Source organism: Pseudobdellovibrionaceae bacterium, from assembly GCA_020635075.1.
GTDB lineage: Bacteria > Bdellovibrionota > Bdellovibrionia > Bdellovibrionales > UBA1609 > JADZEO01.
On the sequence record JACKAM010000002.1, the window covers coordinates 956,132 to 979,231 of the forward strand.

The following is a 23,100-nucleotide window of genomic DNA, read 5'->3' on the forward strand; positions in this document are numbered from 1 at the left end:
AATAGCACTTCTAAGGTATCTCTATGAAGGTTTGTCGTCAGTTTTTAGTTTCAGGGCTAGTTCAGGGCGTCGGCTTCCGCGCCTTTACCTCTAGGGAGGCCGGTAAGCTGAACATCTTCGGTTGGGTTCGTAACCTGGCTGATGGTCGAGTCGAGGCGATCGCGTTTGCTCCCCAAGATGTTTTAGCTGAGTTTGAACAAAAGTTGCGCAAGGGACCTTTGGCATCTCGGGTGGAAGATCTTATTGTAGTAGATGTAGAGTATGATGAAATACTTGGCCCATTTTTTATTTTAGATGACGGGGAGGCTCCGTGGCAGTGAAAGCTCTAGGGCTGGTGATGGCAATTATCCTTTGTCTGAGTGTGGGAGCCCCAGCGGCCGAAGCCCAGTATCCAAATAACAATAACTCACAGCAGGCCACAGCGATCGGTCCAAGAAAACAGCTGGCGACCATCATCTTCTCTGGATTGGCGGGGGCGATCTTAGGCCTTAGCACTTTAAGCTTTTACGGTCGTCCCCAGGACAAACTGTCTAACATTGCCATAGGTTTTGCCGTGGGAATCATTGCCGGCACAGTGTACACGACCTATCAGGCCGCAACAAAACCCAAAACCTACTTCGAGACCATGCTGCCACAAACGGAACAGGAGCAAATGATGATCTCTCAGGCCATGGTGATGCCGGATCAAGATCTTTCCCAGCTACAGTTAAAATGGGAGTGGGATTTTTAGCCGGCTTTTTTCTTGAAGCCAAAATTCTTCAAAAGATTACCCGCCCCGCTGCTAGCGGGAGGAGGGCTGGCGCTGGTGCTGGTGATTTTGACACCGCCACCGCCACCGCCGCCAGGTGGTCTGCCAGGAGGACCGCCTCCAGGGGGCCGTTGACCCGGTTGGCCCGGGGGACGCTGCTGAGGTGCCGCCGCGGACGGGCTGGGAGCAGCAGACTCCTCTTTTTTGGCGTCTTTGTGAATGCCGAGGAAGATTTCTCCCTCTTCGACGGAGATCTTGCCTTCCTTCATAAGAGCACGAATTGAACTATCAAAGGTCAGCATGCCGTGAGAGGAGCCGGTCTGCATGGCTGAAGGAATCTGGAAAGTCTTGCCTTCACGAATCAGATTCCCAACAGCATGGGTATTGACCAATACTTCAAGGGCCGCCACTCGGCCCGGTTTGTCGGCGCGAGGGAAGAGAGTCTGGGCGACAACACCCCTTAAGCTTTCCGCAAGCATGACCCGAACCTGAGCCTGTTGCCCTTGAGGGAACACGTCAATAATTCGGTCGACAGTTTTAGCCGCACTATTGGTGTGAAGAGTACCAAATACCAAGTGACCGGTCTCAGCAGCGGTCATGGCCAGGTGAATGGTTTCCAGGTCTCGCATCTCACCCACAAGAATGATGTCGGGATCTTCACGAAGGGCGGCTTTAAGGGCATTTGCGAAGGACTTTGTATGGCTGGTGACTTCCCGTTGGTTAATCAGGCACATCCGATTTTCATGCACAAACTCGATGGGATCTTCAATGGTCAAAATATGCTCTTTGCGTTCACAGTTGATGGTGTGAAGGAGAGCTGCAAGAGTCGTTGACTTGCCTGATCCCGTGGGCCCGGTAACCAAGATCAATCCTCTGGGAACTTCAACGAGTTTCAGCAGGGACTCTGGTAGTCCAAGCTCATGGACAGTCTTAATTTCCTCCGGAATCACACGGAAGACGCCGCCCATCCCCCGGCGTTGCATAAAGACGTTCACACGAAAGCGACCGAGGCCTTTGATGGCGTAACTGCAATCCAGTTCCCATTGTTCGACGAACTGTCGCTTTTGCTTGTCATTGAGAATTTCAAAAATCAGAGCTTGAACGTTTTCGTTGGTCAAAGAAGGGTGCTCAAGACGAACCATTTCGCCATGAATGCGCAGAATGGGAGGAGCACCCGAAGACAAATGCATATCCGAGGCATTTTGCGCCACCATCACTTGAAAGAGTTTGTCGATCTGAGCCATCCAGCCTCTCGAAGTCGATAAATGTCGATTTTCCATTCAATTGATCGGCGTCATTGTCCCTGAGCTTAATGATTTATGGCCGACGCAACGAGCCATCGCGGCGTGCATCCAAAAGACCACTTGTGAATTGGAGATATTTGATATTATTGTGTTTTTTGGCATTCTTGGAGTGAGAAAGTGAGTTGAACTCAAACAGGGGCGAGCTGATTGTCGGCGGAAATATTGATTAATGTTCGGCCCACCCAGACCCGGGTGGCCTATGTCGAAGATCGTGAGCTCGTGGACCTCAAGATCGAGCGGCGGACCTCCCCAACTTTGGTCGGATCCATCTATCGTGGCCGAGTGATGCGGGTACTTCCAGGAATGCAGGCATCCTTTGTTGATATTGGTTTGGACCGCGCAGCCTTTCTCTATGTTGGTGATGTGCGCACCGACCAACATGCGGAAAAAAATCTCTTCGATGAGGCTCCCGGACCCAAGGAAGAGGACCTGGTAATAGAGGGCAGCGAAGAGGAAGAAGAGGAATCAAAGGTTAATATCCAGGATCTTCTCAAAGAAGGGCAAATCATCCTGGTTCAAGTGGCCAAAGATCCTTTGGGAAGCAAGGGTGCGCGAATTACCACCCATATTTCTCTGCCCGGTCGCCACCTGGTCTTTATGCCGACGATCAACCACCTTGGCATTAGCCGCCGAATTGAGGATGAGGGTGAGCGCGAACGCTTGCGGACCATGGTGGAAAAGCTCCAGCCGAATGGAGGGGTCATTGTCCGTACCGCAGGGGAAGGGGCGACTGAAAAGAGCTTAGGTGAGGATTTAGACTACCTCCACCGCCTGTGGAAAGAAATCGAGAAGAATTACCAAAAGGGAAAGGGCCAGGGCCTTATTCACTCGGAAATGGACGTTGAGCTGCGGGCTCTCCGCGATATGCTCAACGAGAATGTGGAAAAGGTGGTGGTAGATCATAAAGAGGCCTTTGAGAAGGTGGGCAATTTTGTGACTCACTTTATGCCCAAGTTCAAAAACAAGGTGGAACACTATCGCGGCAAGTCTCCTCTGTTTGACTCCTACGAAATCGACCTGGAGATTTCCCGCTCATTGGGGCGCAAGATCTGGCTGAAGTCCGGCGGCTATATTGTGGTGGACGAAGCGGAGGCACTGGTGGTCGTGGATGTGAATACGGGAAGGTTCGTCGGCAAAAAAGATCTGGAAGACACGATCCTTAAGACCAATATGGAAGCGGCCAAAGAGATCGCCCATCAGCTACGCATTCGCAACTGCGGTGGGATCATCATTATTGATTTCATTGATATGGAAAAGGTCCTCCACCGGGAAAAGCTCATGGTTTTTCTCCAGGATCAGCTCAAAAAGGACAGGGCCCGCACCACCGTGCTGGCCATGTCAGACCTGGGCTTAGTGGAAATGACCCGCAAGCGAATTCGGCCCTCTTTGGTCTCAACCCTTTGCCAGCCCTGCCCCTATTGCGACGGTAATGGCTATATTAAGCAGAGAGTCACGGTCGCCAATGAGATCTTCAGCGCTCTCGAGCGGGAGGCGCGTCGTCCGGGCACCAAGGCCACGACGGTGGTGCATTGCCACAGTGACATTGCCGATTGGGTGTACAGCGAAGAGCAAGAAACCCTTGAATTCATTGAAAAACGCCTCGGGCACTCGATTGCCTTTAAGGTCGAGCCGGCCTACCACCTGGAGCAGTATGAAATTATTACAGTGTAGGCGGGAGGAGCTCTTGGGTGGGGGCTCTGCCGAGATGACCCAGGGCTTAAATTGGGGCCCAGGAATCCCATCCTAATTGAGTGAATTTATTGACAGATCTTTTGCGCCGTGGCAGATACTTCAAGCTTACGACCTGGTTTTGGAGGTAGTTGAAGATGTACGCCATTATTCGTTCCGGCGGGAAGCAATACAAAGTTAAGGCTGGAGACACCTTGCGTGTCGAGAAGCTGGAAAAAGAGCTTGGTTCGGAATTTGATCTTGATGAAGTTTTGGTAGTCAGTGGTGACAAGACCTTTGTTGGTGAGCCCACTGTTCAGGGTGCGAAAGTAACGGTTGTTGTAACCCGTCAGACAAAAGCACCCAAGGTGATCGTTTTTAAGAAGAAGCGTCGCCAGGGATATCGCCGTATGCGTGGTCACCGTCAGCCCTATACAGAGCTGTTCGTAAAATCGATCACCAACCCAGAAGGCCAAAGCACTCAGGCAGACAACGATGCGCGTGTATTTAGTCCCGAGAAAAAGGCTGCCCAGATTGAAAAGGCTAAAGAGGTTCGTAAGGCCAAAAAGGAAACCGGACCTAAGCGCAAGGAAGTAAAAGCGTCTAAGAAGACTGCGGCGGCTTCTGGTACAGCGAAAAAAACGGCGGCTAAAAAAGTGACCAAGAAGAAAAAGAAGGCTGCCAAAAAGACGGCTAAGAAAAAAGCCGCGAAAAAGAAGTCAGCCGCTAAGAAAAAGACGGCGACGACTAAAAAGACAGCAAAAAAGAAAACGACTAAGAAGAAGGCCTAATTAGGGCCTCTTCGGGTCAGTGAAGTTTGATTTGAATTTGAACGTAACGTAGGGGTGCTCAATGGCATCGAAAAAAGCAGCAGGTAGTACGAAGAACGGACGCGACAGTCAGAGTAAACGCTTAGGTGTTAAGCGCTTTGGTGGCCAGTTGGTTAATCCTGGAACCATTATCGTGCGCCAGCGTGGGACCAGATTTCATTTGGGTAACAATGTGAAAATGGGTCGTGATTTCACCATCTATTCGATTATTGAAGGCTTGGTGAAGTTTGAGCGCATCACAAAGTCCCGCATGAAAGTTAGCGTTTACCCGAAAACGGCCTAACTGTCCGACACAGTTTTAATGAGCCTGGTGCCGACAGGCTCAAAAATGTCCAGGCATCCCTTTATTTTGAGGATGCCTGCAGAACCAAACTAGGCAAAATCATGAAATTTATCGACGAAGTGACCTTAGCTGTGGCCTCTGGCAAGGGAGGACCTGGGTGTGTGAGTTTTCGTCGTGAATCCATGGTTCCCCGCGGAGGCCCTGATGGGGGGCATGGTGGCAAGGGCGGCGATGTCCTTGTCCGCGTCAATCCCCATCTTAACTCCCTCTTGGACTTGCACAATCTAAAGCGGCTTTCGGCTGAGAATGGCCAGCCCGGAATGGCCGAAAAAATGGACGGCAGGGCGGGTAAGGATCTGGTCATAGATGTTCCAGCAGGAACAGTCGTCACCGATGAGTCGGGAAATGTTCTTGTCGATATGGGAGAGGTTCAGGAGACCGTCCTGTTGGAGGGAGGCCTGGGTGGAAAGGGTAACACCTTTTACAAGACCTCGGTCAATCAGGCACCAGGGATTGCCCAAAAGGGGATGCCAGGTGAAGAGCTGGTCATCCACTTAGAGCTCAAGCTCATTGCTGATGTGGGCATCATTGGCTTCCCCAACGCCGGGAAGTCGACCATTATCTCGGTGATTTCAGCAGCTAAGCCGAAGATTGCCGACTATCCGTTTACCACTCTGGTTCCCAACTTGGGCGTTGTTCGCTATGGAGATGCGGATTCATTTGTTGCCGCAGACATTCCGGGTTTGATTGTCGGGGCTCACAAGGGTGTTGGGCTTGGCTCTCAGTTTTTACGCCATATAGAGCGGACCCGAGTGTTTGTCCATGTCGTCGATGCCAGCGAAATGAGCCAGAGGGACCCGGTTCAAGATTATAAAGATATTAACGAAGAGCTAAAGCTCTACGATGAAATGCACCAGAGTAAGGAGGGCTATTGGCCCCTGTCCGATCGCCCTCAGGTGGTGGTGTTAAATAAAATGGACGTCGTTCCTGAAGAAAGAGAGCACCAGTTGGTTGAGGAGTTCAGGCGTATGGGTGTCACTGCTTTACCGGTGTCTGCGGCGACGAGAAAGAATATTAAGGAATTGATATTTGCGGCTGGTAGCCATGTCATAAAAGGGGATCAGAGTGAGTGATCGAATTGGAATTTTTGGCGGCACATTTAGTCCATTTCACATGGGACACTTAAACAGCCTTCTAACCGTGGCGGGAGAGCTGGAGCTCGATCAAGTGAGAGTCATTCCCGCCTATCAGAGTCCAAATCGCCCCCGTCTCGAAGGGCCTAATCCGGAGGAGAGGCTGGCTTTGGTGCGGCTTGGAGTGTCTTCCTACTCCCCACTGTTGGTCGCTGATGACCGCGAGGTTCAGCGTGGCGGCGTGAGCTATACTCTAGACACGGTTCAGGATCTTCGTTCGGAGTTCAAGACCGAGAATTTGTTTCTTATCATTGGTGCAGATCAATTCGAAAACTTCGACCATTGGAAGGCTTTTACAGAAATTCTTCAGGAAGTCGACCTAGTCGTCACCACACGTCCGGGCTTTGAGTGGCCGGAAGGGCTCGAAAGCTTTCCTCCCGGTCTTCGCGGTTTGGTCAAAAAAAATGATGGCAAAGTGATCGAACTCGCGACGAGTAAAAAGATCTATTTTGTGAAACTCAATGACATAGATGTGTCCGGATCGGAGCTTCGACGTCGGTTGCGCTCCGGAGAATCACTCGATGGCTTGGTTCCGGAAGGCGTGGACGAAATGATCCGCGAAAGGGGTTGGTTCGAGGATCTTCACAAGAAGGTGGAGAACTACCTGGAGTTAACGCAGGAGATGGGCCGCATTCTCAACGAAAAGAATGCCATTAACGTCGTCGGATTTGATTTAGGAGAGACGCATTTTCCCGCTCAATTCACTCTGGTGGCCTCGGGATCTAACACTCGGCAAACCAATGCCATCGCTGAGCACTTGATGAATCAGGTTCATCAAACCTATGGGTTTTGGCCTCAGAATATTGAGGGGCAGTCTGAGGGGCGCTGGGTGGTGCTTGATTATGGGGCCCTGATTGTGCACATCTTTTACGACTATGCCCGTGCCGAATACAAAATTGAGGACCTTTGGGCTGACGCCGGTCGAGTAGTTATTCACGATCCCCATGCGGCCTTTCGAAAACCTGGGGATAAGCCGGGGCCTCGTTCGTGAGAGCAGCCCTCCTCTTTGTTCAAACGAGCAAAGACAGCTGGCATCAGGACTCGAACCAAGTTTACTTGGAAAAAATATCGAGGATGCTTCCCTTTGACGTGGTTGCGGTTAAGTCGGACAGTTCAGGCCGCAAGGAAAAAGACCGCAAGATTACGGCTGAAGACTCGCGCCTGCTAAAGGTACTGTCCCCTGATGACTGGGTCATTGCCTTTGATGAAAAGGGCAAGACGTTCTCATCCTCCAGAGAGTTCTCCCAATTTTTGGTAAAGAAGTTGGAAATGGGAAAGGCTCGCGTGGTTTTTATTATTGGTGGAGCATTTGGACTCGGGCCTGAGGTTCGGGCGAGAGCCAATGAGTTCATCAGCCTGAGTCCCCTAACCATGAACCACCAGGTCGCAAGCCTTGTCGCCCTTGAGCAGATCTATCGTGCTCTGACGATTTGGAAGGGCATTCCTTATCACAATGAATAATAGCCCTTAGGGTGTTGTCCGGGAGCAATCGGACGGCCGGAGTCCTTGAGCCACTTTTAAAGTAAAATCTGCAAATGGCATTGCTTGCATGAGATGTTCGGCATGTGGAAGTTCAAGCAACTCATCAGATGTTGTCCCCTCTGTGGATGGCTGTGGACAGAGCAGAATGGGCTTTGCAGGAGCTGTTGGTCCTACCTGCTGAACCAGCGACTAAAATCTTTCCAGCAAAACAGAACAATGGATGGAATCCAGACGCGTAGCCTGTTTGATTGGGGAAGTCACAATGATGCGGGTATTCGCCGACTGGTACTTAGCCTCAAGGGCGGAGCGGGTGATAGGGCTCTCTGGAGAGAACTTTCCGTCGCTTTGGCCCGTTCGTGGATAGAAGCTCGCGAAGGCCATGGGTGGGTGATAGTGCCGAGTCCCCCGAGGAAACATGGGCATGAGGACCATGCGGTACTCTTGGCCCGAATGCTTGGGAATCTACTGGGAATTGAAGTCAGACCTGCTCTGCGGAGAAGAGACTCGCGTCGGAGGCAAAAACGACTGGGGAGGCTGGCCCGCCGGGCACAATCCCCTCACGACCAGTTCGAGGTCATTGATCGAGGTAATAAATACAGGCGAGTCTTATTTGTCGACGATGTCGTGACGACGGGGGCTACGGCCACAGGCGCCTGGGAGAGCCTTGGGCGCCCCAAGCACTTTCAGGTTTGGTCCATTGCCCGTAGGCTGTCTTGCCGACCTTGAATGGGTCTGATAAAACCTGATGAATATTAACGCTTAGGGGATGCCAATGATTTTTAAAGCGACAAAATCCATGCCACAGATGATTTTGACTTTGGCTCTGATTCTCATGGTTCCTCTTGCCTGCGCGAGTGCAGCCAAGGACAAAAAAGAAGGGGGCGAGGAGCCCGAGGAGGGGATCAGCCTGATGGCAGGCGAGGAATCCAGTTCTGCGGAGTCTCTGCAAGCGGATGAATCTGAAGAAGGGCCCGCTTCTGCGGCTGAAGTGGAAGTAGACAAAAAGACGAAAAAACAGTTGAAGAAAAGGACTAAAGGGACTGAGAAGGCCAAGGTTCAAGAAACGGAACCTAAGGTCGAGAAAGCCGAACCAGAGATTGCTCCAGAAATCGCATCGATTAAGGAGGTGGTAAAGAAGTATCAAACCACCCGAGCGGTTGGCATGAAGGTTGAAAAGAAAGTTCACCTAGCTCTAATGGACGAAGAAAAGACCGGCAAGGGTCGACTGTGGTACTCAAAGGGACGCTTGAAGATGGCGATCGCCAAACCAGAAGATTCCTTGTTGGTGATGAATGATGACATCATTTGGGTGGTCAGCAAAATGCCAGAAGAGTTTGGCGGCGCCATTCAGGTGACCAAGATGAAGGCGGCCCAGCTAAAGAAGTCCAATGCTCTATTGGCGGTACTTTTTGGCGATGAAGCCGTCTGGGATAGGTTTGAATTGTTGAAATCAGACACGAAGAAGGGCCGCTTGACGGTCGAATTGAAGCCACGGAAGGAAGCTCATCTGGCCGATGTGATGAAAGTAAAAGTTCAGGTAGACAACAAGGCCAAGAAAATTACAGAGATTGCCTATTGGGATGAGTTGGAAAATGAAACTTTGTATAGGTTTTCGGATGTTAAGTTTGGAGTCCGCCTGTCGAGTGGACATTTTAAATACAAGCCTCCGTCAAATGCGGATGTGACGGAAATTTAATCTGAGGTAATGGTGACCGGGCCAAAGCAGAATCGCGGATCTTCAAAAGTTCATTTTGTCAGCCTTGGTTGTCCCAAGAACCTGGTTGATTCCGAAATCATGTTGGGTTCGCTGCTCAGCGAAGGCTATGAGGTTTCGGAAAACCCTGAGGAAGCCGAGACGATTGTCATTAATACCTGTGGTTTTATTGAGGACTCAAAAAAGGAATCCATCGAAAAGATCTTGGAAATGGCGGAACTCAAAAATTCGGGCAAGCTCAGTCGCCTGGTGGTGGCGGGATGCTTAACCCAGAGATATAAAGATGAGCTGGTTGAAGGCTTGCCCGAGGCGGATCTCTTTGTGGGCTCTGGGGAGTTTCAAAACATTGCTCGTATTCTGCGCGAGTCGCGTGCGGGCAACAAAGAAAAACGATTTTATGATCTTCCTACTTATTTGCAGGAAGACTCGGCTCAAAGAATCAACTCCCAACCAAAGCACCGGGCCTATCTTAAGATATCTGAAGGGTGCAAAAAACGCTGTGCCTTTTGTGCCATTCCAATGATTAGAGGCAATCTTCAGTCGCGGCGCTTGGGCGGTATCGTCAGTGAGGCCAAGCTTCTGGTGGCTGGAGGGGTTAAAGAGCTGATAGTGATTTCCCATGACTTTACGGATTATGGCTGGGATCTCAAAAAGCAGTCCCCTGGGGCGATTGAAAACCCCGTGGAGCTGTTGCGGGCTTTGTCGGAGCAGTCGGGTGCCGAGTGGATTAGAGTTCTCTACATGTATCCTGATGGAGCCACGCCGGAGCTGGTGAAGCTCATTAAAGAAAAAGACAATTTGGTTAACTACTTCGATATGCCACTTCAACACATTAATAACAATGTCCTGAAGAGAATGAATCGCCGGATGACAAGAGAGGAAATCGAAGAGGCACTGGAGAGAATTCGCATAGAAATTCCGGATGCAGTTGTCCGTACCCAGTTTATTGTCGGCTATCCCGGCGAAACGGAAGAGGAGTTTGAGGAGCTGCTGGAGTTTGTTCGTCAGCAGGAGTTTGATCGCGTGGGCTGCTTCATGTTTTCCCAAGAGGAAAACACCAAGGCTGGAACTCTTGAGGATCAAGTCGACGAGGGAACAAAGCAACGGCGCTTTGAGCGGCTGATGAAGGTACAAAAAGAGATTAGTCGGCGAAAGCACAAGGCCTTCATAGGTAAAACTATTCGAGTTTTAGTCGAAGGAGTCAGCGAAGAGACGGAATTGCTCCTTCAGGGCCGTCATTCTCAGCAGGCGCCTGAGATCGATGGGGTCACTTACATCAGCAGTGGAGAGGCTCATCCCGGAGACATGGTGGATGTAAAGATCACTGATAGCCACGACTATGATCTGGTCGGGGAGATTGTTGACTGCGACGCAGAAGGCTAAATAGTCGAGACCTCAGGGTTTATTGTTGACAGCACTGGTCATGTCTGGCTCGATTAGAGGAGGGCAGCGGGAGGCAACATGTTATCAGGCAACTTAGTCATGCTGTTTGTCTATTCAGTCGTGATTTTCTTTGTAGTGAACGCTCTCGTTAACTAAATACGACTGTACACGAATCAGACAGTTTATCTTTTCTACCTGTAAAATAGTTTCGGCATTCATAAGTCGTTGAGGTTAGGCTGCTTCTTGGTTATCTCAGATATGCTAGCCGAACCCCTAATTTGACAGAGATCATGCGCCTAATATCCTTAGTGTACCTTATTCTGATTGTTCTATGGGCTGGTCAGGCTCAGGCACTGGATTTTCCGAAGTTGTTTGAGAGCGCCAAGGTCCTGCCTGTCGGGCAAAGCACTTTTTCAGTATCCATGAACTACGCCCCTCTTGATCAGGAGATTAATGGGTCAAGCCTTGATTCTCGCAACACGGAAAGACTTCTTCGCGAGGTCAGTTGGGGGGAATTGATCGCCAATACGCCTGAGGCCAACAGGGGCGCCCTGAAGGAGCTTCAGCAGCAAAGTGGACAAAAGGACTCTGATGTTCTCGCCCGGGAGTATGTTCGCGCCACGGGCTATCGGGTGGCGCTAAAGCCCTTTTGGGGATTTGGTCTGGGCGACAGATGGACCGTTGGGGCCCGGGTGCCGCTTATTATGGAAAGCAGGGATGTGGTGCGCAGGATGGAATGGACTGATGTTCGTCCGAGCGGAATGAACTTACTGGGGCATCAGGCGAGCTCTGGATTGGGTCGAATCCAGGCAGCATCCGTAACTGGTCCAAGCTCGATTGAAGGGTTTGACTCTGGATGGCGGTACCACATTGGCGATGTGGAGATCATGGGTCAATATCTCATGGCTGAGGGGTTGGGATGGGCCTGGGCACTTAGGCAAAAGCTTGTTCTCCCAACCTCACCCCCCCCGGACCCCTACAACCTAGACCCCATTCTCACCAACGAAGGGCAGACAGATTTGGGTTTGGATTCCTTGGTCGAGTGGAGGGTGACAAGGGACTGGAGCCTATTGGCTTCTGCAGGTTATCTGGTTCAGTTACGGGATCGGGTGGCCATGAGGATTCCAGATGACCGTAGAGCTTTTATGCAGGGGGGAGTTGATCGGGATGTTGAGCGCAACGCCGGAGATATCGCGACGGCGGAGCTGCTCCTTCGCTACTCGCTGGGAAAGACCCTGCAGATCAAGGCCGGCTATATGTACTCGGAGAGACAAAAGGATGAATTTCAGGGCAAAGCATTCTCGGCTGACCGATATGCCTATTTGGCCGAAGGCACCGAACAAAAAGTAACAGTGGGACGACTTGGGCTCAGTTATATTCCCAGGGAGCTGACTCGCTTGTGGGCGCGACAGCTGAGGTTGCTGGCGGCACATGTAGAGATGTATTCCCTCATGGCGGCACGTTCGGGATCTCCGGACCCCATCACCGAACTGGGTCTATCCTTCTCCTACTGAGCAAAAATAAAGATGTCTCTGTAATTTCGGCCCTTTTCGTCGGAGTCCATGCCGTACCCGATGACGAACCGATCATCTATGGTCCGGCCTACATAATCCGGCTTAATCGGAAGCTCTCGTCGGGCGGGTTTATCAAGGAGGGCGACAATCTTAAGAGAGGCCGGGCGAGAGGCAATAAGTCTCTGCTCTAAAAAGCTCAAAGTTCTCCCGGCATCAATAATCTCCTCAATTATCAGTACGTGGCGATTAGAGATATCCATTGAAATATCTTTGATGATTTTGACATTTTGACCTCGGGGAGAGGTTAGGTGCACAAAATCCACAGTTTGAGGCAAGCGGATCTTTCTCATCAAATCGGCAACAAACAAAACCGAGCCCTTAAGGGGGCAGATGAGGACGATATCCTTGCCCTGATAATCCTGTTCGATTTCTTCAGCCAGGCGGCCGACCATCTCATCGATCTCAGCCGCAGAAATGTAAGAAATCATATTGTCGCGCAGTTGGCCCATCTTTTACCTCAAAGGTTTAATAAGTCAGAATTTTTTGTCACTTCCACAGACTGAGCCTGGGCCAAAAGCCGTTTGGCCTCTGGGTGTTCAGGTTCGCGCTGAATAACAGCTTCCCATTGGGCCACCGCCTCGGGCACCTGTCCGGAATCATAAAAAAGCTGTCCCAACCGAATACGAGCTGTAACAAATGCGGGGAAGTCGCGAACGAGATTTCGCAGCTCTTTAATAGCCTTGGTGAAATCCTCAAGCTTAACGAAGCACTCGGCAATTTTCATGGTCAATTCCGGTTTGCGCGCGGATAGACTTAGGGCTTTAAAGTACTGTTCAAGTCCTTCCTTGGTGCGACCATATCGGCAGTAAAGCTCGCCCAGCTCATCATGTTTGATGGCCAACTTTTCGTTGATATAAGGATCGGAATCGGTCTTTTGCCGATCTAACATAGCCTGGGCTTCTTCAAAAACTTTTCGGCCCTCGTCATAACGGCCAAGGTCATTGAGAATAATGCTCAGGCCAATAGACGCATCTGTGAAAGAGGGCTGAATCTCCAGGGCCCGTCGAAAGGCGCGAATGGCTTTATTGAACTTGCCTTGATCGTAGTAGATGGTGCCAAGCATGTGAAAGATATCAGCAGTCTTGGTGCCCCTGAGGATGAGCTGATTCAGCAGCGGTTCAGCGGCCGAGTATTTATTGAGCTTAAAATGCTCCTTGGCCGCGCTAAGAAGCTCGTCTTGGTTATCGCTGTAATTCATTGCCAATTTCATCCTTTAGTTTTTTGGCTTCGCTGGAGTCTGGGTGCTGTGAAATTAACCGATCGTACAAAGAGCGGGCCTTAGGCAAATCCTTTAACTTGAAGGAGCTAAAGGCGGCGCCGTAAAGAGCTCTGGGTTCATAGCCCAAATTTGGGTACTCGGCTAACAAATCTTCGAAGCGGCCAAGAGCACTGTCGAACTGGTCTCGGGAAAAATAGAAATCAGCTATGTACAGTTCTTTGTTGGCAAGCTTTTTCAAGCAGGCCGTTTTGTGTTCGTTGGCTTTGGTGACAAACTCACTTCGAGGAAAGGATTGAATCACCTCATTGAAATAAAGAATCGCCTTCCCCGCTAAGGAGAGGTCCCGGTCAATCGTTTCAGGAAGCTGATTGTAGTAGCTCATGGCGAGGCGAAAAGTGACGTAGTCTATCTTAGGGTGACGGGGATGAAAGTCCTTAAAAATCTGATAAGCACTTTGAGACTCAATATAACTTTCTCGTTTATAGTGAATGTCCGCCACACGAAGTTCGGCTTCCAAAGCCAGTTTGCTGTAGGGGTGTTTATTCTTGACGTCCATGTATTGTGCGATGGCCTCTTCATAGCGCTCGTCTTTTTCAAAGCGCTGGGCGTACTCGAACGAACCCTCGGCCGTATTGGCGTCAATCTTTTCGGATGTTGAACAGGAGGAGACAAGGGCAAGGGCTAATAAGGCTGTAAACCATGACAGAGTTTTCATAGAGGGCAGTCTAATGTTCGGCGGGTCACTAAGTCAATAGAGATGGAGCTTCCGGGTGCCCCCCATTTGCTCCTAAAGCCCTGATAATACAAAGATTTTAAGTTCTAAATCCAGTCAAATGAAGGTAGACGCTGGTTATAGTCACCTTAAGGGCGCTGGCGACAGGGATCGAAATCAGCATTCCCAGGACGCCCATGAGCTGTGCTCCGATGATAATCGCAATAACCACCGTAATTGGGTGGAGATCGACGATTTTGGCCACCACCATGGGAATGAGAAAAAGGGCATCCACAATCTGTGCGGCAAGGTAGACCATCATAACTAAAAACAGGCCGAGAGTGGATTCGCCGTTAATCAGGGCGATGATCAGGGCCGGGACGGCGCCAATGAATGGGCCAATATAGGGAATCAGGTTGGTGAGGGCGGCGAATATTGCCAAAAGCGTTGCGTACCTGGCGCCGAGAACAAACAGTCCTACCCAAACGACCACGCCAACAAAGGCAGCCTCCAGAAGTCTGGCGCGAACAAACTGACCGATTTGGCCATTAATCTGGGAATATAGATTTAGCACCATTTCAAATATATTATTTGGGACCATGGCGAGAAGAATTTTTGAAAACGTTCGACCGTCTTTGAGGAGAAAAAAGGCAAAAAACGGAGCCAGAATAAGAGTGGTAAACAGCTTAGTGACCAAGGTGGGGAGATCTTCAAAAATCGAGGACGTCCAGCCGAGAAGGGTGGTCTCTACCTGATCACTGATGTCGACAGTAAACAGCGTGCCGGAAAATGAGGCCAGCCGCTCCTCTGTGTCTTCGATCATGCGGATAGTCCCCTCAATATACTTGGGCAGCTCTGACTTGAGGCTTGTTACCTGATCAGAGATAAATGGGAAAGTGGCTGAAACTAACCCTCCAAACAAAAGGGTCACCAAAGCAAATACTATAATAATGGCAAGAATTCGGTGGATACCCTTTCGCTCGAGAAAATTAACCACGGGGCTTAGCATATAGCTAAACACAAAGGCTAAAAGCGACGAAACCAACATGTTCTCAACGGTTAAGAGGATAACAAAGAAAAGACCGATCACGCCAAGGAAGGAAACCAAGCGGATCAACTGCTCGCGCTGCAGGCGGCGGGCAAAAGTGGTTTTTGACGTCATTCCTGATCCTGTTGATTCAGATTTCGAATTTCCCTTCTCAGGCGGGTGACTTTGTCGGCGGTTTCCTTCAGTCGTCGACCGAGAACTTCGCCAAGGCGACCTAAAATCTTCACCCCAGTCGAGGGGTTGCGCTCTACAATTTCCATAAGGTCGGGCTTGAAGAATCCAATCAGCGTTGTCTCTTCGCAGGCGACAGCGGTTGCCGTCCGACGCCCCTTCTCTTCAACCAATGAAAGTTCGCCAAAAAAATCCCCTGGCCCGAGACGGGTAATATGGACAGTGCCGGCATCCCTGTCTTGGACCTGAGGGTCTTCGACAAAAATGTCCACCGTTCCCCGGGCTAAGATATACATACCAATTCCGATTTCGCCTTGCTTGAAAACGGTCTCGCCCGGATGGAAGGTTCTTACGTGGACAAGGTCGCGCAAAAACTGAAGTTCTTTCTTCGATAAAGATTCAAAAAGGAAGTTGCGGCCAAGGACTTGGCTAACGTCATTACGCTCTTCGGCCCGACGAAAGATGTTATCCCATAAGGTGTTTACCATGGTCTGCGCCCCGAAGAGTGGAAGAGGGATTCAGTTCGTACCCAACCGGTCAATCCACCAGGGTAGGTGACCTGCGCCCAATCCTTAATCGCTTGTTTGATTATAACCTCATGACCCTCGAGCAGTTCAAACAGACTTGCATCTTCTAGACTTGGCCCCGAGTGTACATCTAGCCGCTTAGTTATCACCGTCGCCCGGGGCTGAAAAGTGTCATAGGCCTTAGTGGCTCCCAGGGAGGCGAATCCCAAAAAACCTAAGATACAGAGGATGCCAAAATAGGGAATTGCCGGCAGCGGGGTTTCGTAGCGAAGTGAATCCCGTCTTCGCGCCCAGTAGCGAATGGTGAACACTCCGCTTAAAAGAAGAAATAGGGCGTTAAAAGCCAGCGCCCGGTTTAGAGAAATTCGCGACAAAAGGTCTGAGCGGAAGGCTTCCCAATTGTTCATGGCTCCCGAATTAAGGGGACCCATTTGCTTTGCGGCGAACCGCAAGGCCTGACGAGCCAGGGAAAAATCAGGATCAACGTATAATGCCTTGCGCCAGGCGCCAACAGCCCGGCCTCTTTGATCGAGCTGAAAGTCGGTGAGTCCCAGGTTGTATAAAACAAATTTGTTATCAGGGGACTTTTCCAAGGCTTCGAGGAACAGGCCCTGGGCTTTTGTCAGCTCACCTTTTTGGTAGCTTTGTAAGCCAGACTGATAAATGTCTGCCGCAGAATCCCTTGAGGCCGTTATCTCTCCAAATGCAGGGGCGGAGGTGGCTAAGAAAAGAGTGAGTCCAGCTGCCAGTTTGTGAAGTTTATGCATGAATCCTAGTCTAGAAAGAATGGGCATTTTTGTCTATCCCGGGCCATCAGTTTTTGCAGAGTGGCTGTGTGCCATGAGTTGCTGCAACAAGGGTCCTGGGAGTAGACTTTGAGGACTTTTGAGAGGAATGAGGAGACTATGAAAAAACTGATTGGGTCAGAAATTGAAGGCTCTGAAAAAATCAAACAATTGGTGAAGAACCTGGTTGCCGAGGTGCAGTCCCAGTGTCAAAGAATTGAAACCACAAAAGACGCTGAGGAGTCCCTGTTGTCCTCCCACAAGGAGTTGGTGGAGCGGTTTGGAAAGTTTCGCGGTCGTCCACTCTATTACCCATACATTGGTTCAGGTGCAGGCAAAGGTCCATATGTGGAATTGACAGACGGAAGCGTCAAGTTGGACCTCATTAATGGAATTGGCATTCACATTATGGGACACAGCCATCCGGAAGTGATGGAAGCGGCAATCATGGGCAGTCTTTCGGATGTCATTATTCAGGGAAATCTGCAGCCAAATATGGAATATGGTTTGATGTCGCAAAAGCTGGTGGAGTTAGCCTCACCCAAGAGCCGGCTCCGCCATGCCTGGGTGACAACAAGTGGGTCGATGGCCAATGAAAATGCATTGAAGGCATGTAGACAAAAACTAAGTCCTGCGCGAAAGGTGATTGCCTTTGAAGCAGCATTTGCAGGCCGAACAACCATGATGGCTGAGATCACAGACAACCCAGGGTTTAAAGTTGGCTTACCTGAGTACAATGAGGTCCTGCGATTGCCGTTCTATAATAAAAAAGACCCGGCCAGCATCGACAAAACTCTGTCCGCATTGAAGCGTCATATTGGTGAAAACCCAAAGGACATTTGCGCGTTTATGTTTGAACCGATGCAGGGAGAGGGTGGCTACAACGTGGCACCGAGGGAGTTTTTTATTCCCCTGTTTGACGAGTGCCGTAAGGCGGGAATCTTGATTTGGGCAGACGAGGTACAGACCTTCTGTCGAACAGGGCAGTTCTTCGCTTTTGAAACCTTGGACTTTGGCGACTACATCGACGTGTGTACGGTGGCGAAAACATTGCAAAGTGGGGCGACGCTTTATACTGAGGAAACCAACCCACAGCCAGGTCTTATTGCCGGCACGTTTTCTGGATGCGGAAGTGAGTTGCGTGCGGGTCTTGAAATTCTCAACATCCTTGAGAACCAGGGTTATATGGGGCCGTCAGGAAAGATTGCCAAGATCCATAATGAATTTGTTGGTATGCTCAACACTCTCAATGAGACGACCTGCAAAGGCCTGCTCCAGGAGGCTGGGGGCCTGGGCCTTATGGTGGCAGTAACTCCCCTGGACGGCAGCAAAGAGAAGCAAGGTGAGTTGCTCAAAACGCTTTATAAAAATGGACTGATGGCATTTGGTTGTGGTCGTGGGCCCTTCCGCCTTCGGTTCCTGTTGCCAATGATCATGACCTCCCAAGATATCGCTAGTGCCGGAAAGCTGATTGAAAAATCAATTTTGGAGCTTGCTTGAGTTTTATAGATAGTTGCCGAAGGTTGATTGCCATGGACACAACTCCGTCTAATGGCAATCGGTCCGCCGTAGATTTTCTGGCCAACTTGGCTAAAGAGTTTGGCTTTGCGGTTGACGTCCAGTCTGAGTCTTTGAATGGCCTGGAGCAGGCCAATATCATTGCTCGGACAGGAAGCAAACCTGTTCCCGGGGAGTTCATGCTTCAGACCCATTTGGATACTGTTGATCCAGGGACCTACTCTCTGTGGACCAAAACGGAAGCAAATCCCTTTAATGCCAGCATCTACGATCGAGAGCTTTTTGGTCTGGGTGCCGCTGACACTAAGTTAGATTTTCTTTGCAAGCTTTTTGCGGCCAAGGAATTTGTTGGCCGGGATCTTAAGCGACCAGTCGTTGTCGTCGGCACCTATGGGGCGCAATCGGGCATGGCGGGAGCAGTTAGATTGGTGAGAAAAAAGAAAGTCATGGCAAGCTATGCGCTGATTGGTGAGCCAACGAATTTAAAAATAATGTCCTCTGGCAAGGGAATGGCTGTCGTTCAGGTGAAGATACCCTTTACTGATGAGGAGAGGGAGTATAGATCTCGGCACGATACCGAGGAGAGCAGCTCTTCCCAGAGTAAAATGTTTTCTGGGCGGGCAGCCCACTCAATGGCACCCCATCTTGGGGATAGTGCGATCGTAAAGATGTTTTCGTTTCTGCAGCAGCTGCCAGCTGGAATAGCCGTAATGGAGTTGGATGGCGGCATCAACTACAATTCGGTACCTTCAAGTGCCTATCTGGAGTTCGATTTGGTTGGCGGACTGCGATCGACTGTGGCGGAAAAGATTTCTGCTATCTGGCGGGTGGTGTTGGATCTTGAAAAGGAATTTAGAAACTTCAAAGAGGATGGCTTTATCTACCCTTTTCCTTCCCTCAACATCGGTCAAATCAGAACCCTTGAGGAGGGAATCGAGGCCACGGGCAGTTGCCGCATACCACCCACCGTTAAAGAGGATGTGTACGAGGGGTGGATGAGTCGGCTGGACAAGGTCTGCCGTGACGTCGGGGCAGAGTTTAAGATTTTGGATTATAAACCGTCCTTTGAATCCAGCCCGGGATTAGATTTTGTTATTAGCTGCCAGTCTGTGCTTAACGATCTGACTGGAGAAGCTCGCTTAGGGAAGCTGGCTGCGAGCACCGAGGCCAGTGTTTTCAATCGCTTAGGAATCGAGTGTTTAGTTTTTGGTCCGGGCCAGAGCGTCGGGAACTCCCATGAGCCTAACGAGTCCGTTAATGTCGATGAGTTAGAGACGGCAAAGAACTTTTATGGCCGGGTCATCGAAAAGGTGTGTTTATGAACTTTGTGGTTCGCATGGCTCAGCCCAAGGATGTCCAGGCTCTGTATGAGCTGGCAAGGCAGTTTACCCTACTAAACCTCCCGGCCGACAAAAAGGCTCTTATCAGAAAAGTTGAACTCAGTGGCGAGTCGTTTCGCGGAAAAAGGGAAAAGCGAGATGCCGAGTATATCTTTGTAGTTGAGGATCTGGAAAGTGGGTTTATTGCCGCCAGCGCACAAGTGTTGGCAAAAAATGGAATTCCCAAGTCCCCAAATTACAGTTTTGAAGTGCTAAAGAAGGAACGCTTTAGTCAGGAGTTGGGAATTGGGTTTATTCATCAGATCCTTCGATTAAGGATCAACGAGGATGGTGCCACAGAGTTGGGTGGCTTGGTGGTTGATCGCGGATACCGCCGCCGCCCCGAGAAGGTGGGAAAAATTGCGAGCCTCACCCGATTTGCCTATATTGCTCTTAATAGAGATCGCTTTGAGGAGGACCTTCACGCAGAGATGGCGCCGCCTCTTACCGATGAGGGGCGAAGTGAATTTTGGGAATCCTTGGGTCGGCGCTTTACAGGCATGCCATACAAGGAGGCTGACATCTTAAGCCAACAGAACAACAGTTTTATTCGCAGCCTTTTTCCCGAGGAGGATATTTACCTGTGCCTTCTTGATTCAAAGGCCCGGTTGGTGCTTGGGCGCGTGGGTGAGGAAACCCAGGCGGCCCTTCATATGCTTGAGGGTCTGGGTTTTAAATATAAAAATGAGGTGGACCCGTTTGATGGTGGACCCCATCTTGGGGTGCGAACGGATGAGGTCGCGACCATTAAAAATGGTGCCGTGTTTGTGGCGGCAAAACAAGAGGGTGCGCCATTTGATAAATTAGGTGTTTTAGGATCTGGAAAGGACCAGCGATTTCGCGGCGGGGTCTCTCCCTATGGAGTTGAAGGGGAGAAGGTGTTTTTGCCAGAACAGGCCTGGCAGGCCCTCAAGGTAAAAGAAGGATCAGAGATTTTTGTCTCACCACTGTGAGATTGGAGGAATCATGGCGAATGGATCTACATTTGAATTTCTTGGTGATTTTATTGATGGACGATTTGTACTTGGCGACAATCCAGACGGTGAATGGCAGGTGCAGAGCCCGGCCGATCTAAAGGAAAGAGTCATCTCACCAACCTATTGCAACGATCATGTTGATCGGGCCTGTTCGGCTGCACGCAAGGCCTATAAAGAATGGAGCCATAGCAAATATGAGGATCGCCATTCCTGCTTGTTAAAGTTGCGGGATCTGTTTGTGGCTCACGAGGAACAAATGGCGGAGGCCATTTCACGAGAAACAGGAAAACCCCTTTGGGAGGCGAAAACAGAAGCCAAGGCACTGGCGGGCAAAGTGACCGCTACGGCCGATCATTCAATGAAGTTGATCCAGGAAGAGAGGGTGGAAGGGGCCTTGCCGGGGGTCGACGGCTTTATTCGTTACAAGCCCAGGGGCGTGATGTCCGTCATCGGCCCATTTAATTTTCCGGCGCATTTAGCCAATGGCCACATTGTGCCGGCTCTTTTGACGGGCAACACAGTGGTCTTCAAGCCCAGCGATAAAACCCCGGCGGTGGGCCAATTGATGGCGCAAATTTACCAGAAGGCGGGTTTTCCAAATGGCGTTTTCAATCTGGTTCAGGGAATGGGGGACACCGGCAAAAGGTTGGCGGGTCACGAGTGGGTTGACGGGGTGCTGTTTACCGGCTCCTACGAGGTTGGGCTCAAAATCAAGCAGGAAACCCTAAATCATCATTGGAAGATTCTGGCCTTGGAAATGGGCGGAAAAAACAGCTCGGTCGTTTGGAAGGATGCTGACCTTGAGAAGGCGATCTATGAGACAGTGGTTGGAGCCTTCCTGACATCTGGTCAGCGATGCAGTTGTACGAGTAAGATCCTTCTTCATAAAGATATCTACGATCGATTTCTGGAGACTTTTTACGAAACAGCCAAGAAGTTGACCATCGGCTATTGGCGAGACAATCCGTTTATGGGGCCACTTATTAGCGCTGATTCGGTAGAGAAGTACATTCGCTTTCAAGAAATTGCCAAACGAGAGGGTGCTGAAAGCATGATGCGCGGCAAGGCCCTTGATCTTGATCACGATGGTTACTATGTGACCCCCAGTATTAATTTGGTGAGCGAATTTGATCCTAAGTCTGTGTATCAAAAGAGTGAGATCTTTGGACCCAATGTGGCTGTGTACAAGGTTGAAGATTTTGATCAGGCTATTGAGATTACCAACTCCGGGGGTTATGGGTTGGTCATGGCCTTGTTTAGCAAAGACAGAACTCTTTATGAAAAGGCGCTGATTGACGCCAAGGTCGGCCTTTTGAACTGGAACCGGACGACAAACGGAGCGAGCTCAAAACTACCCTTTGGGGGCATGGGCAAGTCTGGGAATGACAGGCCTTCGGCCCATTTTGCTGTCAATTATTGCACCGTTCCCGTCGCTAGCCTTGAGGATATGGGAAGTTTTGATCATTCTAAGGTTATGCCGGGAATCAACTATCAGTTTAAGGGATAGGTGGTGAAGAAGTTTGTAAGCATTTTGGTATTACTGGGTTTCGTAGGCCTTGTTTTCATGGCTTGGCAGGGGTTTGCCTTTTTGAAAATCGGACCCCAGTCGGCATCGGAGGCAGTGGTTTTTGAGATTCCCAGGGGCACTTCATTCCGGGCAGTGAGCAAGAGACTCGAAGATGGCGGCCTCATCAACAACCAGTGGATGTTTCTGGTTGTCGCCAAAGTGACTGGCTATACCACCAAAATGAGAACGGGTGAGTACCAGCTGGACAAAAATATGCCGCCCATGGAGATTTTGGAAGCAATCTCCTCAGGCAAGAGCATCAATTATCCATTCACCATTCAAGAAGGCCTTAATATGTATGAGATAGCCGAGCTGCTGGAGCGGCAAGGCTTTGCAAAGCGAAAAGACTTTTTGAAAATGGCCCAGGATGAAAAACTAGTTTCGAGCCTGCTCGGTGAAAAACAACCGTCTTTAGAGGGGTATCTGTTTCCCGAGACCTATAACATCACGAAATACACGACGACCAGAGAGATTTTGGAAATGATGGTGAAGAACTTTTTGGCGGTCTGGAAGGACGTCGAGGCCCAGTCTAAGATGAAGCTGCCTAGGCATAGGGCGGTCATTTTGGCGAGCATTATCGAAAAGGAAACAGGTGCCGAGGAAGAAAGGCCGTTGATATCATCTGTATTTCATAACCGCATACGCCGTAATATGCGTCTACAGAGCGACCCCACCATCATCTATGGCATTGCTGAACAGACTGGGGAGATGAAGAAAAATATCACCCGAGACGACATCAAAGCCTATACGCCCTACAACACCTATCGGGTCAATGGCTTACCTAAGGGTCCGATCGCAAACCCAGGAAGAGAATCCCTTTTGGCGACATTAAAGCCGGCATTGAGTAAATATCTGTATTTTGTAAGCCGTAACGATGGGACTCATGTTTTTTCCGAAACACTGAAAGACCACAATAGGGCCGTTCGGGACTTCCAGTTGAACCGCCAGGCGCGGGAGGGAAAATCCTGGCGCGATCTTCACCAAAAGCGTAATACCAACTAAGGTCTCTGAATCAAAG

24 protein-coding genes are annotated in these 23,100 nt (G+C 50.1%); 16 read left to right on the forward strand and 8 right to left on the reverse strand.

The annotated features are described in order from the left end of the window. Positions 1-23: 23 nt before the first annotated feature. Both H6624_14270 and H6624_14275 read left to right on the forward strand, forming a co-directional pair. The gene (locus H6624_14270; protein MCB9085508.1) at positions 24-320 is read left to right on the forward strand and encodes an acylphosphatase; all 297 of its coding nucleotides are present in this window, start codon (positions 24-26) and stop codon (positions 318-320) included. Next, a complete protein-coding gene (locus H6624_14275) occupies positions 311-730 on the forward strand; it encodes a hypothetical protein (protein MCB9085509.1) in 420 nt (139 codons plus the stop codon). The genes H6624_14270 and H6624_14275 overlap by 10 nt, the downstream gene beginning before the upstream one ends. Here the strand turns inward: H6624_14275 and H6624_14280 are convergent. Then, entirely contained in the window at positions 727-1,992 is a 1,266-nt protein-coding gene (locus H6624_14280) for a type IV pilus twitching motility protein PilT (GenBank protein MCB9085510.1), read from the reverse strand. The two genes, H6624_14275 and H6624_14280, sit on opposite strands and share 4 nt — an antisense overlap. Before the next feature lie 207 nt (positions 1,993-2,199). Between H6624_14280 and H6624_14285 the strand changes: the two genes are divergently transcribed. The 6 genes from H6624_14285 to H6624_14310 all read left to right on the forward strand — a co-directional run bounded on the left by H6624_14285 (position 2,200) and on the right by H6624_14310 (position 7,487). Beyond that, positions 2,200-3,723, forward strand: coding sequence for an Rne/Rng family ribonuclease (locus H6624_14285; protein MCB9085511.1), 1,524 nt, complete (start codon positions 2,200-2,202; stop codon positions 3,721-3,723). Between the two features lie 155 nt (positions 3,724-3,878). Next, positions 3,879-4,511 carry a 50S ribosomal protein L21 gene (gene rplU, locus H6624_14290; GenBank protein MCB9085512.1) on the forward strand — a complete coding sequence of 211 codons (633 nt, stop codon included), beginning with the start codon at positions 3,879-3,881 and terminating at the stop codon, positions 4,509-4,511. Between the two features lie 61 nt (positions 4,512-4,572). Further along, positions 4,573-4,833, forward strand: a complete 261-nt coding sequence (gene rpmA, locus H6624_14295; protein MCB9085513.1) for a 50S ribosomal protein L27 — start codon at positions 4,573-4,575, stop codon at positions 4,831-4,833. A 101-nt stretch (positions 4,834-4,934) separates the two neighbouring features. Then, entirely contained in the window at positions 4,935-5,966 is a 1,032-nt protein-coding gene (gene obgE, locus H6624_14300) for a GTPase ObgE (protein ID MCB9085514.1), read from the forward strand. Then, positions 5,959-7,017 (forward strand): nicotinate (nicotinamide) nucleotide adenylyltransferase, encoded by a 1,059-nt coding sequence (gene nadD, locus H6624_14305; GenBank protein ID MCB9085515.1) that lies wholly within the window; start codon positions 5,959-5,961, stop codon positions 7,015-7,017. Before obgE ends, nadD begins: the two co-directional genes overlap by 8 nt. After that, positions 7,014-7,487, forward strand: coding sequence for a 23S rRNA (pseudouridine(1915)-N(3))-methyltransferase RlmH (locus H6624_14310; GenBank protein MCB9085516.1), 474 nt, complete (start codon positions 7,014-7,016; stop codon positions 7,485-7,487). Before nadD ends, H6624_14310 begins: the two co-directional genes overlap by 4 nt. A 210-nt stretch (positions 7,488-7,697) precedes the next feature. Here the strand turns inward: H6624_14310 and H6624_14315 are convergent, their stop codons facing one another. After that, the gene (locus tag H6624_14315) at positions 7,698-7,940 is read right to left on the reverse strand and encodes a hypothetical protein (protein ID MCB9085517.1); all 243 of its coding nucleotides are present in this window, start codon (positions 7,938-7,940) and stop codon (positions 7,698-7,700) included. A 340-nt stretch (positions 7,941-8,280) separates the two neighbouring features. Between H6624_14315 and H6624_14320 the strand changes: the two genes are divergently transcribed. The 3 genes from H6624_14320 to H6624_14330 all read left to right on the forward strand — a co-directional run bounded on the left by H6624_14320 (position 8,281) and on the right by H6624_14330 (position 12,119). Then, entirely contained in the window at positions 8,281-9,204 is a 924-nt protein-coding gene (locus H6624_14320) for an outer membrane lipoprotein carrier protein LolA (protein ID MCB9085518.1), read from the forward strand. A 9-nt stretch (positions 9,205-9,213) separates the two neighbouring features. Next, positions 9,214-10,605: a 30S ribosomal protein S12 methylthiotransferase RimO gene (gene rimO, locus H6624_14325; GenBank protein MCB9085519.1), complete on the forward strand. Its 1,392-nt coding sequence runs from the start codon at positions 9,214-9,216 to the stop codon at positions 10,603-10,605. Between the two features lie 290 nt (positions 10,606-10,895). Continuing rightward, the gene (locus H6624_14330) at positions 10,896-12,119 is read left to right on the forward strand and encodes a hypothetical protein (GenBank protein ID MCB9085520.1); all 1,224 of its coding nucleotides are present in this window, start codon (positions 10,896-10,898) and stop codon (positions 12,117-12,119) included. Here the strand turns inward: H6624_14330 and hpt are convergent. From hpt to H6624_14360, 6 genes are all read right to left on the reverse strand, one after another. Continuing rightward, the gene (hpt, locus tag H6624_14335; GenBank protein ID MCB9085521.1) at positions 12,113-12,628 is read right to left on the reverse strand and encodes a hypoxanthine phosphoribosyltransferase; all 516 of its coding nucleotides are present in this window, start codon (positions 12,626-12,628) and stop codon (positions 12,113-12,115) included. The two genes, H6624_14330 and hpt, sit on opposite strands and share 7 nt — an antisense overlap. A gap of 8 nt (positions 12,629-12,636) precedes the next feature. After that, positions 12,637-13,377: a tetratricopeptide repeat protein gene (locus tag H6624_14340; protein MCB9085522.1), complete on the reverse strand. Its 741-nt coding sequence runs from the start codon at positions 13,375-13,377 to the stop codon at positions 12,637-12,639. Further along, a complete protein-coding gene (gene bamD / locus H6624_14345; GenBank protein ID MCB9085523.1) occupies positions 13,361-14,113 on the reverse strand; it encodes an outer membrane protein assembly factor BamD in 753 nt (250 codons plus the stop codon). The genes H6624_14340 and bamD overlap by 17 nt, the downstream gene beginning before the upstream one ends. A gap of 97 nt (positions 14,114-14,210) precedes the next feature. Then, on the reverse strand, positions 14,211-15,272 hold the full coding sequence (locus H6624_14350; GenBank protein MCB9085524.1) for an AI-2E family transporter: 1,062 nt from the start codon (positions 15,270-15,272) through the stop codon (positions 14,211-14,213). Then, positions 15,269-15,817, reverse strand: coding sequence for a cyclic nucleotide-binding domain-containing protein (locus H6624_14355; GenBank protein ID MCB9085525.1), 549 nt, complete (start codon positions 15,815-15,817; stop codon positions 15,269-15,271). Before H6624_14355 ends, H6624_14350 begins: the two co-directional genes overlap by 4 nt. Further along, positions 15,811-16,623 (reverse strand): SH3 domain-containing protein, encoded by an 813-nt coding sequence (locus H6624_14360; protein MCB9085526.1) that lies wholly within the window; start codon positions 16,621-16,623, stop codon positions 15,811-15,813. Before H6624_14360 ends, H6624_14355 begins: the two co-directional genes overlap by 7 nt. A 138-nt stretch (positions 16,624-16,761) precedes the next feature. On the opposite strand from H6624_14360, the gene H6624_14365 reads away from it, so the two are divergent. The 5 genes from H6624_14365 to mltG are packed head-to-tail and all read left to right on the forward strand — an operon-like array spanning position 16,762 to position 23,084. Then, positions 16,762-18,141 (forward strand): aminotransferase class III-fold pyridoxal phosphate-dependent enzyme, encoded by a 1,380-nt coding sequence (locus H6624_14365; GenBank protein ID MCB9085527.1) that lies wholly within the window; start codon positions 16,762-16,764, stop codon positions 18,139-18,141. Continuing rightward, positions 18,138-19,481 (forward strand): M20/M25/M40 family metallo-hydrolase, encoded by a 1,344-nt coding sequence (locus H6624_14370; GenBank protein ID MCB9085528.1) that lies wholly within the window; start codon positions 18,138-18,140, stop codon positions 19,479-19,481. Before H6624_14365 ends, H6624_14370 begins: the two co-directional genes overlap by 4 nt. Then, entirely contained in the window at positions 19,478-20,491 is a 1,014-nt protein-coding gene (locus tag H6624_14375; protein ID MCB9085529.1) for an arginine N-succinyltransferase, read from the forward strand. Before H6624_14370 ends, H6624_14375 begins: the two co-directional genes overlap by 4 nt. A gap of 13 nt (positions 20,492-20,504) precedes the next feature. Beyond that, positions 20,505-22,022 (forward strand): succinylglutamate-semialdehyde dehydrogenase, encoded by a 1,518-nt coding sequence (locus H6624_14380; GenBank protein MCB9085530.1) that lies wholly within the window; start codon positions 20,505-20,507, stop codon positions 22,020-22,022. 57 nt (positions 22,023-22,079) lie between these two features. Continuing rightward, complete coding sequence (gene mltG / locus H6624_14385; protein ID MCB9085531.1) at positions 22,080-23,084, forward strand: endolytic transglycosylase MltG; 1,005 nt, start codon at positions 22,080-22,082, stop codon at positions 23,082-23,084. Positions 23,085-23,100 lie beyond the last annotated feature (16 nt).

Bases quoted from the DNA above. Each gene is read 5' to 3' on its own strand.
- H6624_14270 (MCB9085508.1), top strand. From the start codon at position 24: ATGAAGGTTTGTCGTCAGTTTTTAGTTTCAGGGCTAGTTCAGGGCGTC.
- H6624_14280 (MCB9085510.1), bottom strand. From the start codon at position 1,992: ATGGCTCAGATCGACAAACTCTTTCAAGTGATGGTGGCGCAAAATGCC.
- rplU (MCB9085512.1), top strand. From the start codon at position 3,879: ATGTACGCCATTATTCGTTCCGGCGGGAAGCAATACAAAGTTAAGGCT.
- rpmA (MCB9085513.1), top strand. From the start codon at position 4,573: ATGGCATCGAAAAAAGCAGCAGGTAGTACGAAGAACGGACGCGACAGT.
- obgE (MCB9085514.1), top strand. From the start codon at position 4,935: ATGAAATTTATCGACGAAGTGACCTTAGCTGTGGCCTCTGGCAAGGGA.
- H6624_14315 (MCB9085517.1), bottom strand. From the start codon at position 7,940: ATGGTCCTCATGCCCATGTTTCCTCGGGGGACTCGGCACTATCACCCA.
- H6624_14320 (MCB9085518.1), top strand. From the start codon at position 8,281: ATGATTTTTAAAGCGACAAAATCCATGCCACAGATGATTTTGACTTTG.
- rimO (MCB9085519.1), top strand. From the start codon at position 9,214: ATGGTGACCGGGCCAAAGCAGAATCGCGGATCTTCAAAAGTTCATTTT.
- H6624_14330 (MCB9085520.1), top strand. From the start codon at position 10,896: ATGCGCCTAATATCCTTAGTGTACCTTATTCTGATTGTTCTATGGGCT.
- hpt (MCB9085521.1), bottom strand. From the start codon at position 12,628: ATGGGCCAACTGCGCGACAATATGATTTCTTACATTTCTGCGGCTGAG.
- H6624_14340 (MCB9085522.1), bottom strand. From the start codon at position 13,377: ATGAATTACAGCGATAACCAAGACGAGCTTCTTAGCGCGGCCAAGGAG.
- bamD (MCB9085523.1), bottom strand. From the start codon at position 14,113: ATGAAAACTCTGTCATGGTTTACAGCCTTATTAGCCCTTGCCCTTGTC.
- H6624_14350 (MCB9085524.1), bottom strand. From the start codon at position 15,272: ATGACGTCAAAAACCACTTTTGCCCGCCGCCTGCAGCGCGAGCAGTTG.
- H6624_14355 (MCB9085525.1), bottom strand. From the start codon at position 15,817: ATGGTAAACACCTTATGGGATAACATCTTTCGTCGGGCCGAAGAGCGT.
- H6624_14360 (MCB9085526.1), bottom strand. From the start codon at position 16,623: ATGCATAAACTTCACAAACTGGCAGCTGGACTCACTCTTTTCTTAGCC.
- H6624_14365 (MCB9085527.1), top strand. From the start codon at position 16,762: ATGAAAAAACTGATTGGGTCAGAAATTGAAGGCTCTGAAAAAATCAAA.
- H6624_14375 (MCB9085529.1), top strand. From the start codon at position 19,478: ATGAACTTTGTGGTTCGCATGGCTCAGCCCAAGGATGTCCAGGCTCTG.
- H6624_14380 (MCB9085530.1), top strand. From the start codon at position 20,505: ATGGCGAATGGATCTACATTTGAATTTCTTGGTGATTTTATTGATGGA.
- mltG (MCB9085531.1), top strand. From the start codon at position 22,080: ATGGCTTGGCAGGGGTTTGCCTTTTTGAAAATCGGACCCCAGTCGGCA.